Here is a 13,187-nt window from a genome sequence, read left to right as displayed (position 1 = left end):
TCCTACTTATCTGCCTTTGGATATTCAATTCGTGAGTGGAAAATTCCATTCAACGTTTCACAAAGTACTCGCTCTATACATTTTAACTCTTTTATTGAAATATCGCATTCATCAAATTGATTGTCTTGTACTCGATCATCAATTATTGCGCGTACCAACTTTTGAATTTTCTCTGCATTCGGTTCCTTCATCGATCGCACCGCTGCCTCAACACTATCTGCAACGCTAATCACTGCCGCTTCCTTCGTTTGTGGCTTCGGACCTGGATATCTGTACTTTGTATCATCTAAACATTTTCCTTCTTCCTTCGCTTTAAAGTAGAAGAACTTTAACAGACTAGATCCGTGATGCTGCAAGGCAATATCGATAATTTCCTGTGGCATCTTATAACGTTTTAGCATTTCAGCTCCGTCAGTTGTATGTGCAATTATAATTTCCGCGCTTTTTTCTGGGGGCAATGAATCATGTGGGTTAATACCAGACATTTGATTCTCGATGAAAAAGGCAGGACGCTTCGTTTTACCAATATCATGATAATAGCATCCTACACGAGCCAGTAATCCATCTGCTCCAATTTCCTCACATGCTGCCTCCGCTAAGTTCGCCACCATTACACTATGATGATATGTTCCTGGAGCCTCCATTAGTAATTTTTTCAGCAACGGATGGTTTGGGTTTGATAATTCAATTAAACGCAACGACGACAATAAACTAAATGCTGATTCAAAGAATGGTAACAGACCCATTGTAAGAGCACCTGATAATAGCGCCGATATCAATGCCGCTATAAAGTAATACAATAACTCTGATAAGCCGTAAGTAGATTGTGTCATCAGTAAATAAAATGCGATAAACGACATATTTACTAGTCCTATAACACCTACAGCATGTAGAATATGCGAACGCTTTTCCATACTACCTAAAAAGAATAAACTCGCAAAGCCTCCAAAAATTATATACAGTGTAATTTCCATCTGCATAACAGATGAATAACCCTCTTGAAAAATAACACCTGCAGATGCTGCTGTCATAACCGTAATGAGAACCGCAGCACGATCATTCACTAAGAGCCGTACAAGCATTGTTGCCAAAGCTGTTGGGAAAAGGAAGGCAACCGTAACATCGAAGCCACCAGATACTAGGCTTATAAATTTCATCAGCAAGATGGATAAACCATAAACAATTACTGTCACCAACAAGGCATTACGTTTCTTGTGCTCATCTGTATCCGAACGTTCAAATAAAACAAACATAAACGTCATTTCCAAAAGTATTAAAATAATCAGCCCTGCAATCGGTTTCATCGATGCCTTATTACTCACCATACCTAAAAGTTCTAATTGACGAAATGCCTCATTATCAATAATTTGACCTTCCTGTACGATGATTTGCCCTTGAAGAATTCGAGTTGGTTCAACCGATTCCTTCGCTTGATCCTTTCGAATTTTCGTTTGTTCTTCGTTTACAGTTTCGTTTTCGATAATACTCGTCCGTCCAATTAAAACTACCGTATTAAATATTTTATCTGGATAGCCACGTTGTCCACGAATTTTTGTCTCAAAATCATTTTGACCCGCAAATACAGTTTCTGATCGAATAGATTTTTGCAAATATTCCTGCACAGATTTTGAAAGTTGCGTACTTGTTCTTTTTAAATCTGCTTCACTTTGTACTAACAATCCTTCTAGCTGTGAATCGGTAAAGATAATCGGCATTTGCTCTGAATCTATGGATTCAAACTTTTTGCGTAGCTTCGATACTTGGTCGGCAATTGGAATAGGTTCTTTGCTACTCTCAACATCCGCCTTTACGTCAAGAACATAGTCAAATAAAGACGTTACAATCGCAGCTCGCTGCTTAGCAACATCAGCAGAAAATTGATAGACTGGCGCAACCGCATTTGCTGCTTTTTCTCGTTCCTGCTGTGTTTTATAAGTATCTTCTATCGTTTTAGTAGACCGTACTGTTTCAGGCGCTAATTGTAATGGTTTAAAATCATATGTAACACCTTTAACATTGCCATACATAAAAGCAAATTGTAGGGCTCCTGTTAAGATGAGAACGACAATTAAAAAGTAGCGGAAGCCAATAAGTTCTGTAAATTTTTTTAATTGTTTCTCCATCCGGCACCTCCTCTATCTATCTACTATCATACCAATTCAAAAAACATTTTTCCCGAAAAATGTATAAGAAAGCAAAAAAACAGCTATACAATTTGTATAGCTGTCACAAATTTTTCCATTTTCCAAGTGTTTTCATGTTTGTTAAATTTTACACAGTCGCTACTTTCACTGCACATTTTCTAAACTCAGTTGCACCTGTCGTTCCGTTTCACTCCACTTTCGGTGCAAACTTTAATAGGACCACTAGCGGTCCTATTAAAGTTGCTGTTCTTCGTAGGCTTTGATGATTTTTGCTACGATTGGGTGGCGTACAACATCGCCCTGTTCTAAAATTTGGAAATGTATTGATTTTACATACTTTAGTGTACGTTCTGCTACGATTAACCCAGATTCCGTGTTTTTCGGGAGGTCAATTTGTGTTTTGTCGCCGGTAATGACCATTTTTGAGCCAAAGCCTAGTCGCGTTAAAAACATCTTCATTTGCTGATGTGTCGTATTTTGAGCTTCATCTAAAATAACAAAGGCATCGTCTAATGTACGGCCTCGCATATACGCTAAAGGTGCAATTTCGATTGTACCTCGTTCAATAAGTCTTTGAGTTTGTTCTGTCCCGTAAATATCGTTTAAAGCGTCATAGAGAGGTCGTAAATAAGGATCTACCTTTTCCTTCAAATCCCCCGGAAGAAAGCCTAGAGACTCTCCTGCTTCTACTGCAGGGCGTGTTAAAATAATACGCTTAACGTGCCCATTTTTTAGCGCCTGCGTTGCCATGACTACCGCTAAATACGTTTTCCCAGTACCAGCAGGACCGATACCAAAAACAACGTCTTTATGGCGGATTGCTTGTATGTATTCACGTTGACCGATTGTTTTTGCACGAATAGGCTTTCCTTTCGTCGTGCGTGCAATTTCTTCATCATAAAGTTCTGCAAAATATTCAATCGTTCCTTTTTGTGTCATTTCAATAGCAGTTGCAACATCACGCTGATCAATATTAATTCCTTTACGAATGACCTTTAGAAGAGCATGTAAAAGGAAAGTCGCATGTTCCTTTGCATCCTCTTCACCAGCAAGCTGAATTTGTTCACCACGTGTAATAATGTGGACTTGTAGTGCCTCTTCGATTAACTTCATATTTGCATCGGAAATTCCGAGTAGCATAACCGCTTCGTTTGGATTATCCACTTGTAATACAGTTAAATGTTCTGACATAATCATTCTCCTTGTGGGCCTTGTATTGGACTGGCAATGTTTTCATTGACTAAAAATAGAACTTTCCCTTCAACTGTACCATTCCCCCACTTTACCTGTAAAAGGTTTTCTTTTTTGATAACCGTTTTCGCAGGTAATGAACGTATTACCTTTTCATGAAGTAATGGTAAGAGCAGTGAATCTTTTTTGGATTCATCAAGCTCCACTTGCACTTTTTTAGTGTACTGCTCTTCAACAATTGATACATACTGATCGAGCCAGCTTGGTATATCTTTCTTTTGCACATAGTCAACTTTTTCTTTTTCTTGATGAATGCCTTTCACTAATACACGCCACTGCTTCTGTTGTAGCGTTTCCATCGTTAGCTTTGTTGGAATTTTAAATGAACATTCGAGCCAATAATCAGCGTAGACCTCTCCCTTTGCCCCAACAAAAACTTGATCTTCGCCACTTTCAATTACGCCACTTACAAGAACATCACCTTCGTAAGCAGTATCGTTGACTGAAATTTTTCGTTCACCATTTTGAATATTAAAATTCGTAATAACACCACTTTTTGTTGCTACTAAATGCGTTGCTAGTTTCTCATTCGTTTGTTTAGTTTGTTTCGGAGATTCCTGAGGCCGTAAAGTTACACGTCCACCATACTTTTCAATATGCACCCATGAAAGATCTCGATGCCCTTCTAATAGCTTCTGACGAATAACAGCATCTGAGGGTAAGTCTTTTTTAGAAATGGGTGTTTCTAGTTGAAATGTATCTTGAAAGGTCTTTCCTAGACGTTCCTCTAACTCTGGCGTTGCCGCTTTAATATCAATACGCCAAATAACCTGTGCACATAGCAATGGTATTACTATCATCAACGCTAGACCAAGTAAAGTCCAAAGCTGCGCTCGAAAAACTTGAAGCTCATCTGCATAATAGATAGCCATTTTCAGTCGGTATCGACTACGTACTCGGCGTATCTTTGGTAGATAATGCATCGTTGTTTCAAAAGTAACCTCTTGCTCACGAAAGACAATCCGCTTCAATGGCACATGTTGTGCATGCAATGCTTGAATAAAAGGATGAACATTTTCATGGCGCTTTATACGTATGATAATTGGCCGATTATTCCACATTATCGCTCACACCCATATCCTTTGTCATTTTCAGATGAAGCTCCTGCAAATCCTCTACAGAAAGATGAAGCATTTCTTCTTTAAGAGCATTAATTTCCACTGATTTCCCACGCACAGTAATATGATAGTCTGCATAAATAAAAGAGCATGATGAAGCATCAGCATGTAGAAAACGATATGGGCCAATGATTTTTAATGTATCATATTGTAATAATTCAAGTAGTGGCGTTAATTGAAATAGTTTTCTCATAAAAAATGCCTCCTTCTTCGGCAATATATGCATCGAATAAGGAGGACATGCTAGTTATTTTCTTTTTGCTTTAGGAGGACCTAAAACTTCTGCCATTACAACAGCCTGCATTAATGATTTTTTTGATGTTGGTAATTGAAAAGCAGATTGCGATTCAGCTATTCCCGCAGCTTTTTTCCCAGCCGCTAAACGACCGATACTTTCTCGATTCGAAGTACGACTCACTTTGTCAGTTGGGATTAACGGTGGAGCTGCATAGCTAGGAATGTCCTTATTCCCTGTTTCTTCGACAATTTTTTTCGGCTCTTCCACTTTAGGTTGTTCATTTTTCCATTCACCTAAAAATTCACGTGCAAAGTCCTCAAAGCTCTGGGACTTAGAAGCAGGTTGCTCTGAAGTCATCTCTGCTTTTTTTATAACAGGAGGATCAACATGTGAATCCTTATTAAAAGGAGGCATTGGTGTTTGTTCTTTCTTTCTTGCTTTACCGAAAATAGAGCTGACTATGGCAATTATCACAAATATAATTAATTGTTCCACTTATTAGTACCGCTCCTTTCCGTTTTTTATTCGTTAGGTTCATTTTTTTCTGATTTATCTGAGCTTACTTTAGAAATAGAGTCTCGCATAGCTGTATCTGCTTGAATGTTGCGGTAGTTCATATAATCCATAATACCAAGATTACCCGAACGTAAAGCTTCGGCCATCGCCTGCGGTACTTCAGCTTCTGCTTCTACTACTTTTGCCTTCATCTCTTGTACGCGTGCAATCATTTCTTGCTCGTTCGCTACAGCCATTGCACGACGTTCTTCAGCTTTCGCTTGGGCGATGTTTTTATCAGCCTGAGCTTGTTCAATTTGTAATTCAGCACCAATGTTTTTGCCGATATCAACGTCTGCAATATCGATCGATAAGATTTCAAATGCTGTTCCAGAATCTAAGCCTTTTGCTAATACAGTTTGAGAAATCATATCAGGATTTTCAAGAACTGTCGTATGACTAGAGGCGCTACCAATTGTAGAAACAATCCCCTCACCTACACGGGCAATAACCGTTTCTTCACCAGCACCACCGACTAAACGTTCAATGTTTGCGCGCACTGTAATACGTGCCTTCGCTTTTACTTCAATCCCGTTCATCGCAACACCTGCAATAAATGGTGTTTCAATAACTTTCGGGTTAACAGACATTTGTACAGCTTCTAATACATCACGCCCCGCTAAATCAATTGCCGCACAACGTTCAAATGTTAACTCGATATTTGCACGATGAGCTGCGATTAACGCATTGACAACTCGGTCAACATTACCACCTGCTAGATAGTGGCTTTCTAATTGATTAATAGTCACAGGTAAACCTGCTTTATGCGCTTTAATTAATGGGTTCACAATTCGTGATGGGATTACACGACGTAATCGCATACCGATTAATGTGAAAATACTAACGCGGACACCTGCAGCAAGTGCAGAAATCCACAGAGCCACTGGTACAAAGGTAAAGAATACCGCGACAACAATAAATAATATGACGAGCCCTGCAATTGGACCTATTAAAGCTAAATCAAATCCCATTTGCTATTCCTCCATCTCTTTTTCTGTTTGTCTCACAACAATACGTGAGCCCTCTACTTTAATAACTTCTACATGTTTCCCAGCATCAACATAGCCACCTTCCGATACTACGTCAATACGTTCACTACCAAATAGCATTGTACCTGCCGGACGAAGCGGTGTAACCGTTGTACCTACTTTTCCGAGCAACTCTGTGCGATTCACGTTAGATACATAGCCCTCTTCCGTTGTTGTCGCATCCGTCAAGACTAGCTTGTTTAAAACATGCAATTTTTTACCAAAAAATTTCATCAGGATCACCATTCCTATTATCGCTACAACAAGCGCAATGAAAATCGCTACAAGCATTTGCATCACGTTTGCACCTGCCAGTATTAGACTTAGTAAGATTAACACACCACCTAAAATACCAACAATACCTCCGGGAACAAAAAACTCGGCTATAATAAGCGCTAAGCCTACAATAAACAAAAGTAATGTCTCATAACCTGCTAAACCCGCCACCATATGACCGAAGAAAAATAATCCAAGTGCTGACAATCCCATTATACCTGGAACACCAAAACCTGGCGAATAAAGCTCAACTACAAGTCCCAAGCTTGCAATCGACAATAAAATCGGAACTATAATCGGATTCGTAATAAATCGAGCAAGTTTTTCAGCAAAAGTAGGTTCAACTGGAATGATATCACTACCATTTAGTTGGGTAGCTTTTAAAAGATCCTGGAAATTCGAAACCGTTCCATTAGAATAACCAACTTTTTCTGCCTCCGAAGCAGATAAAGTTAATAATTTCCCTTTTCCTGCTCGAAAATCTGGTAAATCAACAGATGCATCAGCCATCGCTCGTGCATAAATCGGCTTACGATTATTTTTCGATTCTGCAGCTGCCTCCATTTGAGCAACCCATGCACTATGAGCCTTTAAGTCTGCTGCATTTCCTGCTGAATCAATCACTGCAGCCGCCCCGATCGTTCCATTTGGCACCATATAGATTTCATCCGCATGTAAGGCTAAAAAGGCACCTGCAGAATGCGCGTCTTTGTTAATATACGCAATCGTACGTATATCCGTTGCATCCATAAGCATAGCAATATCACCTGCCGCATTCACGAAACCGCCGGGCGTATGAATGTCTAAAATAATCGCCTCTGCATAGTTTTCTTCCGCCTCTTTAAAAGCTCGTTCTAAAAATGCGTGAAGTCCTCGTTCTACTTCATTATGAATAGGTATGTGGTACACCTTACTACTTGCAAAAGCCGACGTTAATGGAAACGCTAACAAAAATGTCATCCAAATAACTATTAAATAACTGAGGATTCTTCGTCTCCGCATCTTTTTCCCTCCCTTCTAACATGCTTCTCTCCTGTATATACGACTGACTAACCGAAAAGTTTCAAAAATCCTAATAATTTTATTATACCGTAAATTATTAATTTACGTTTATACAATCAGAATATAACATAAAAGCCGAATGAATCTCAGGGATCACATTCGGCTTCTTCAATATGTACGTAAATTTGAGTGCTTAAAGTAAAATACCTGAAATTAACCGACATGCGATTAATTTCAGGTATATCTTTGTCTGCTCAGTGAATCATACAATTGCGTGTTATGAACGTAGGGATTTTTAATGGGAAATTAAATTACCACTTACGTTTACGTGCAGCTTCTGATTTCTTTTTACGTTTTACGCTAGGTTTTTCGTAGAACTCGCGCTTTCTAACTTCTTGAATTGTACCACTTTTTGATACAGTACGTTTGAAGCGGCGAAGAGCATCTTCAAGCGATTCGTTTTTGCGAACGACAGTTTTTGACATCTCTCTTTCCCTCCCTCCGAACACACGTCAATACACAAATAGGCAAATAACCATTTGCTGTGTACTAAAGAATTATAACGTATTGTCTAAAAATGGTCAATAGAAAGTGTACGAATTAATCCGATGAATTTTTGGTTTTATTACCTTAAGAATTTTCAGCTTGCTTTTGGACACCATAAACATACAAAGTGATCCATTATATCTCGGCATAATTGCGCCCAGAATTAGCTTTGAGCTTAGACTTGTAGTTGTGCGCGAAAGCAAAGCGACAGCTACAGATGTTTTTTGTAGCGAAAGCAAAGCGACAGCTACAGATGTTTTTTGTAGCGAAAGCAAAGCGACAGCTACAGATGTTTTTGAGCAGAAGCTATAACTTGTAGATAAATGCCCAGGGCGTGGCGTTCTTTTTCAGCGGATGTTTAGACACCTACTGAAAGAATTTAAATGAAAGGTTTAATGAGGAGAAAAAATGAAAACATTTAAAAATAAATTAAATCCTCCAAAAATACTTGTGCTAGGCTTCGCCGTCATCATTTCAATCGGAACATTTTTGTTAATGCTCCCCGTTGCAACTGTCGATAGTAAAGGTCTTTCATTTTTAGAGGCTTTATTTACTGCGACCTCTGCTACCTGTGTAACAGGACTCGTTGTTGTAGATACCGGTGATACATTTTCGATATTTGGGGAATTAGTTATTCTGTTTCTTATCCAAATTGGTGGATTGGGCTTTATGACGTTCGCGACGTTATTATTTTTGCTATTAGGGAAAAAAATCTCTTTAAAAGAAAGGCTTTTGTTAAAGGAAGCATTTAATAACATTACAATTGCTGGTCTAGTTAAATTAGTTAAAAGGATACTGTTATTTACCGCACTGATTGAATTTATAGGTGGTGTCATTTTATCTATTCGTTTTTCATTCGATATGCCAGTAGGTAAGGCCATTTATTTCGGATTTTTCCATGCCATATCGAATTTTAATAATGCAGGATTTGATTTAATGGGTGGGTTTAAGAGCTTAACAGAGTACGTAGATGATCCTTTCGTAGTAATAACTATTTGTGCACTTATTACGATTGGAGGCTTAGGGTTTATTGTTATAAATGAACTTTATGAATACCGTGAAACGAAACGACTTTCAGTGCACACAAAAATTGTATTAACGACAACGCTTATTTTAACAGTCGGCTCGACACTTTTAATTTTCTTATTTGAATACGGAAATAGTAAAACCCTTGGGCAACTATCTGGATGGGGCAAAATTCTTGGTTCATTATACCAAGCGGTTACACCAAGAACTGCTGGCTCTAATACCCTTCCTATTGGTGATTTAACACATTCAACATTATTTTTAATCATTTGGCTAATGTTTATCGGAGGCGGTTCTGGATCAACAGCTGGTGGTATTAAAATAACGACTTTTGCTGTTTTAGTTGCTACGATGTGGTCTCAATTAAAAGGGCAAGAAGATGTTGTGCTTTTTAGACGTAGAATCGTTCATGAAACAATTTTAAAAGCTTTAACAGTCACAATGTGTGGGATGATGATTGTCGTACTTGTTACCATTGTCTTAAGTATCATTGAACAACGTCATAGTTTTATGATGTATTTATTTGAGGCTACTTCTGCATTTGGAACAGCTGGACTTTCAATGGGGCTAACGCCCGAGCTATCAATTGGTGGCCGTCTTCTTATCATATTAACGATGTTTATCGGAAGATTAGGCCCTTTAACAATTGCTTTTGCCATTACAAATCGACGGAAAAAAGAGGCTTTCCGTCATCCAAAAGGAAATATTATGATTGGATAACGATGATAAAGGAGCGATGTGTACAATGTCTATCAAACAATATGCTGTTATAGGTCTTGGTAGGTTTGGCGTTAGTGTAGCACGCAAGTTGTATGAAGCTGGCCACGAAGTTTTAGGAATCGATATTAACGAGGAAAGAGTTGAAGATGCCGAACAATATGTTACACATGCAGTAGTTGCCGATACGACAGAAGAAAAAGCTCTTAACTCCATTGGGATAAGAAATTTCGATTGTGTCATTGTTGCTATAGGTATTGATATGCAATCTAGTATTTTAACTGTTTCCTTATTAAAGGAGCTAGGTATCAAAAAAATAATTGCAAAGGCTCTTGGAAAAAGACATGGACAAGTTTTAGATAAGGTGGGTGCTGAATGGGTTATTTACCCTGAGAGGGATATGGGGGAACGTGTAGCCAATCAGCTACTTTCACCGAATATGCTAAATTACATTGAATTATCAAAAGAATACAGTATAGAGGAAATTATGATTCCTTCTAAAATGGCTGGCCATAATTTACGGAATTTAGACATTCGAGCTAAATATAATGTCAGTGTTATCGCCATAGTTCGAGACGGTAATATTACCATTTTACCCTCTCCAGATGAGATTATTGAGGAAAAAGATATATTAGTTATGATTGGGCATAGAAAGGATCTCACTGTATTTTCAAATATTGAATAGAAAAAGCATAAATGAAAAAAGGCTGCGCCAAAAGGTAATTCCCCCCTGAAACAGCCTGCTATATTTTATCAATTATGCTTCGGCATAATCGCCGCTGTCGCCTTGCTTTCGGACAGTAAACATTTGTCATTGTCACCTAGTTAAACAATGCCTCTATAGTGGACATTGTGCTTTGCCTTGTACAATTTTTTCCACAGGACGTGGCCTGAGTTCTCCTATGTCAGTAGCGGTTTGAACTTCCATTGAAAAGAAACTAACACTTGTACCTATCGATTTGCTGTCGTTTACAAAAAATAATGATGGAGGCAATTAAAAGACTTTCTTGCTATCCCTATCGTCTTTTAAAATCTCTACCGCCTCTCTGAAACGTAGAGAATGGACGATTTCTCGTTCGCGTAAAAATTTCAAGCTATCATTCAAGTCTGTGTCATCTGATAAATCAATAATCCACTGATATGTCGCTCGTGCCTTTTCTTCAGCCGCAATATCCTCGTACAAATCAGCAATCGGATCCCCTTTAGCCTGAATATAAGTTGCCGTAAACGGTGATCCAGCTGCATTCTGATAAAATAATGCTCTGTCATGATTGACATAATGTTCTCCAAGACCTGCCTCTTTCAGCATCTCTGGAGTGGCATCCTTTGTAAGTTTATAAACCATCGTGGCAATCATTTCCAAATGAGAAAATTCCTCTGTAGCTATATCTGTCAACAAACCAACCACTTTATCTGGAATAGTATAGCGCTGATTCATATATCGAAGTGCCGCTGCTAATTCTCCATCCGCACCACCATACTGCTCAATTAAATACTTAGCTAACATTGGGTTACATGTACTCACCCTTACTGGATACTGGAGCTTCTTTTCGTAATACCACAAAAAAATTCCTCCTAGTTACTCATAATCAATTATACCTAGGCATAATATCAAAACATTTATAGCTTGCTTTCGCTACCCAAACATTTGCTAATAAAGTTAAACTTGCCATGGCCAAGGTGTATCTATCCAATTAAAAGGATAATTTGAATAACTTCTCCCAAAATTCATAAGCGGACCGAATTTTTGCTCAAATTCAACCTTAAGTCGCATGCTTATTTCAGTGTTTTCATTAAATTGCTGGATAGCATCATAATCGTAAGGATGAGTATCTAAATAAAGATTTAATTCCACTATTACAAAATCAATTGCTTGTATTTCTTCAAGTAGCTTATAAAATTCTGGTGGCATTTCTTTACTCATTCTTCATCCCTCCTTTTTGGGGATTTGGATAGGGGCTAAATAATTGAGGCCATAATGTGCCGGATCTAAGAGCTTCTTGAGGGGTTTGAAATTGTGGTAGCCCAGGTGGTTGAAAACCTATATACAATTGGGGTGGTGTAGAAAAACTTTTAACCCTTATAGGTGGACATGGATCGAATGGGCTAATATAAGGCTTCCAATATTTAAATTGAGTGAACATTGTATCCTCCCTTCTGTAATCAATTACATCAGTGGAGTATATGAGGTAGATGAAATTTTTATTCAAGTAGTGTTTGGATCAGAAGGAAGTGACATTTAGTAAGCACTCGCGTACAAAGAACACAAAAGTAGCTCGCATTTCGAAAACGCGAGCTGTTTTTGTACCTCTTATGCATTTTTATAAAGTTATACCAAGAAAATAACCTATAGAAATAAAAATAATGACCCATGTCAAAGCGCCAAAACAAGCGAAAGCAAGATAAGTCCTAAATTTCATCTGAGTTATTCCAGACATGTAACTTGTAACATGTCTAATACCTGGAACATAATATCCGATAATTATTGTCCATGGTCCAAAACGATGAAACCATCGTTCAACTTTAACAAACCGTTTATTATTGAGACCAATCCATTTCCCATATTTTAATATTATAGGTTTCCCTAATTTATTACCAATTAAATAGCTAATGATCATACCAGTAGCTGAGCCTAGAAAACTTAAAAGTATACTCAATAGATAGTTTAAATGCCCCTCTTGACACATATATCCCACAAACGTCATCAAGATTTCATCTGGGACAGGTAAGCCAATTATCCCTAAAGATAAAAGTAAAAATATAGCAATATATCCATATTGACTTATAAAACTGCTTATGAATTCCACGGATAGTTTCTCCTTTTTTAATACAATTCGTTACTTTTATCAAATATCTATATTACCCCATTTTTGCTTATTAAAACACCGGGATGATTAATCAATTATACCTTGGCATAATAGCAGATGTTTGTACAACCGCTGAAAAGTAACTTAATTCCGCATTGACTTTTGTAACTGATGCTTCGCTTTCGTTGCCAAAACATTTGTTGAAAGAAGTTAAAAATTTGAGAGGCAACTCAGACGAAAATATAGTAGTTAACGAATGATTGACCCGTTGATTTTACAATACTTTATGTTATCGATGTTACTAAATTATGTAAGAAGTCGGTTCGTATCTATACAAAGTTCCTATAAAGAAAAAATTTCAGTCCAATAACTATATTTTTTATCTGAATCAATTTCATAAATCACTTTTTTCAAGAGCTTAGACTGCTCCTATTAAGAAAATTTACGTTTTTAAAAATTATGCTGCTTGAGTTTGTGAT

General features: G+C 37.8%; 14 protein-coding genes. 2 read left to right on the top strand and 12 right to left on the bottom strand.

Annotated elements, in window-relative coordinates:
• Positions 1-2: 2 nt before the first annotated feature.
• The 8 genes from ACIQ7N_RS17475 to rpsU form a co-directional block, all read right to left on the bottom strand.
• The gene (locus tag ACIQ7N_RS17475; protein WP_402934352.1) at positions 3-2,123 is read right to left on the bottom strand and encodes an HD family phosphohydrolase; all 2,121 of its coding nucleotides are present in this window, start codon (positions 2,121-2,123) and stop codon (positions 3-5) included.
• A gap of 255 nt (positions 2,124-2,378) precedes the next feature.
• A complete protein-coding gene (locus ACIQ7N_RS17470) occupies positions 2,379-3,335 on the bottom strand; it encodes a PhoH family protein (RefSeq protein WP_248716559.1) in 957 nt (318 codons plus the stop codon).
• A gap of 2 nt (positions 3,336-3,337) precedes the next feature.
• Positions 3,338-4,456: a sporulation protein YqfD gene (locus ACIQ7N_RS17465; protein ID WP_402934349.1), complete on the bottom strand. Its 1,119-nt coding sequence runs from the start codon at positions 4,454-4,456 to the stop codon at positions 3,338-3,340.
• Positions 4,446-4,706 carry a hypothetical protein gene (locus ACIQ7N_RS17460; RefSeq protein ID WP_049663771.1) on the bottom strand — a complete coding sequence of 87 codons (261 nt, stop codon included), beginning with the start codon at positions 4,704-4,706 and terminating at the stop codon, positions 4,446-4,448. Before ACIQ7N_RS17460 ends, ACIQ7N_RS17465 begins: the two co-directional genes overlap by 11 nt.
• A gap of 54 nt (positions 4,707-4,760) precedes the next feature.
• Entirely contained in the window at positions 4,761-5,246 is a 486-nt protein-coding gene (locus ACIQ7N_RS17455) for a hypothetical protein (protein WP_402934346.1), read from the bottom strand.
• A 26-nt stretch (positions 5,247-5,272) separates the two neighbouring features.
• The gene (gene floA, locus ACIQ7N_RS17450) at positions 5,273-6,277 is read right to left on the bottom strand and encodes a flotillin-like protein FloA (protein ID WP_402934344.1); all 1,005 of its coding nucleotides are present in this window, start codon (positions 6,275-6,277) and stop codon (positions 5,273-5,275) included.
• Between the two features lie 3 nt (positions 6,278-6,280).
• Positions 6,281-7,612 (bottom strand): NfeD family protein, encoded by a 1,332-nt coding sequence (locus ACIQ7N_RS17445; RefSeq protein WP_402934342.1) that lies wholly within the window; start codon positions 7,610-7,612, stop codon positions 6,281-6,283.
• Positions 7,613-7,923: 311 nt separating this feature from the next.
• Entirely contained in the window at positions 7,924-8,097 is a 174-nt protein-coding gene (gene rpsU / locus ACIQ7N_RS17440) for a 30S ribosomal protein S21 (RefSeq protein ID WP_004227078.1), read from the bottom strand.
• A 469-nt stretch (positions 8,098-8,566) separates the two neighbouring features.
• Here rpsU and ACIQ7N_RS17435 point away from each other — a divergent pair, with 469 nt between their 5' ends.
• Entirely contained in the window at positions 8,567-9,904 is a 1,338-nt protein-coding gene (locus ACIQ7N_RS17435) for a TrkH family potassium uptake protein (protein ID WP_402934340.1), read from the top strand.
• A gap of 25 nt (positions 9,905-9,929) precedes the next feature.
• The gene (locus tag ACIQ7N_RS17430) at positions 9,930-10,586 is read left to right on the top strand and encodes a potassium channel family protein (RefSeq protein WP_402934338.1); all 657 of its coding nucleotides are present in this window, start codon (positions 9,930-9,932) and stop codon (positions 10,584-10,586) included.
• 309 nt (positions 10,587-10,895) lie between these two features.
• Here the strand turns inward: ACIQ7N_RS17430 and ACIQ7N_RS17425 are convergent, their stop codons facing one another.
• The 4 genes from ACIQ7N_RS17425 to ACIQ7N_RS17410 all read right to left on the bottom strand — a co-directional run bounded on the left by ACIQ7N_RS17425 (position 10,896) and on the right by ACIQ7N_RS17410 (position 12,708).
• Positions 10,896-11,465, bottom strand: a complete 570-nt coding sequence (locus tag ACIQ7N_RS17425; RefSeq protein WP_142509870.1) for a manganese catalase family protein — start codon at positions 11,463-11,465, stop codon at positions 10,896-10,898.
• A 96-nt stretch (positions 11,466-11,561) separates the two neighbouring features.
• On the bottom strand, positions 11,562-11,825 hold the full coding sequence (locus tag ACIQ7N_RS17420; protein WP_132356833.1) for a spore coat protein CotJB: 264 nt from the start codon (positions 11,823-11,825) through the stop codon (positions 11,562-11,564).
• The gene (locus ACIQ7N_RS17415) at positions 11,818-12,045 is read right to left on the bottom strand and encodes a spore coat associated protein CotJA (RefSeq protein WP_132356834.1); all 228 of its coding nucleotides are present in this window, start codon (positions 12,043-12,045) and stop codon (positions 11,818-11,820) included. The genes ACIQ7N_RS17420 and ACIQ7N_RS17415 overlap by 8 nt, the downstream gene beginning before the upstream one ends.
• Before the next feature lie 177 nt (positions 12,046-12,222).
• On the bottom strand, positions 12,223-12,708 hold the full coding sequence (locus ACIQ7N_RS17410; protein WP_402934333.1) for a DedA family protein: 486 nt from the start codon (positions 12,706-12,708) through the stop codon (positions 12,223-12,225).
• Between the last annotated feature and the right edge of the window lie 479 nt (positions 12,709-13,187).

The sequence above is a fragment of the Lysinibacillus sp. NPDC095746 genome (assembly GCF_044763535.1).
Lineage (GTDB): Bacteria > Bacillota > Bacilli > Bacillales_A > Planococcaceae > Lysinibacillus.
Note: the sequence above shows the minus strand (reverse complement) of the source record. Positions and strands in the feature narration are given on the sequence as shown.

Coding starts and splice junctions, on each gene's coding strand:
- ACIQ7N_RS17415 (WP_132356834.1), bottom strand. CDS start 12,045: ATGTTCACTCAATTTAAATATTGGAAGCCTTATATTAGCCCATTCGAT.
- ACIQ7N_RS17470 (WP_248716559.1), bottom strand. CDS start 3,335: ATGTCAGAACATTTAACTGTATTACAAGTGGATAATCCAAACGAAGCG.
- ACIQ7N_RS17445 (WP_402934342.1), bottom strand. CDS start 7,612: ATGCGGAGACGAAGAATCCTCAGTTATTTAATAGTTATTTGGATGACA.
- ACIQ7N_RS17430 (WP_402934338.1), top strand. CDS start 9,930: ATGTCTATCAAACAATATGCTGTTATAGGTCTTGGTAGGTTTGGCGTT.
- rpsU (WP_004227078.1), bottom strand. CDS start 8,097: ATGTCAAAAACTGTCGTTCGCAAAAACGAATCGCTTGAAGATGCTCTT.
- ACIQ7N_RS17475 (WP_402934352.1), bottom strand. CDS start 2,123: ATGGAGAAACAATTAAAAAAATTTACAGAACTTATTGGCTTCCGCTAC.
- ACIQ7N_RS17435 (WP_402934340.1), top strand. CDS start 8,567: ATGAAAACATTTAAAAATAAATTAAATCCTCCAAAAATACTTGTGCTA.
- ACIQ7N_RS17420 (WP_132356833.1), bottom strand. CDS start 11,825: ATGAGTAAAGAAATGCCACCAGAATTTTATAAGCTACTTGAAGAAATA.
- floA (WP_402934344.1), bottom strand. CDS start 6,277: ATGGGATTTGATTTAGCTTTAATAGGTCCAATTGCAGGGCTCGTCATA.
- ACIQ7N_RS17460 (WP_049663771.1), bottom strand. CDS start 4,706: ATGAGAAAACTATTTCAATTAACGCCACTACTTGAATTATTACAATAT.
- ACIQ7N_RS17465 (WP_402934349.1), bottom strand. CDS start 4,456: ATGTGGAATAATCGGCCAATTATCATACGTATAAAGCGCCATGAAAAT.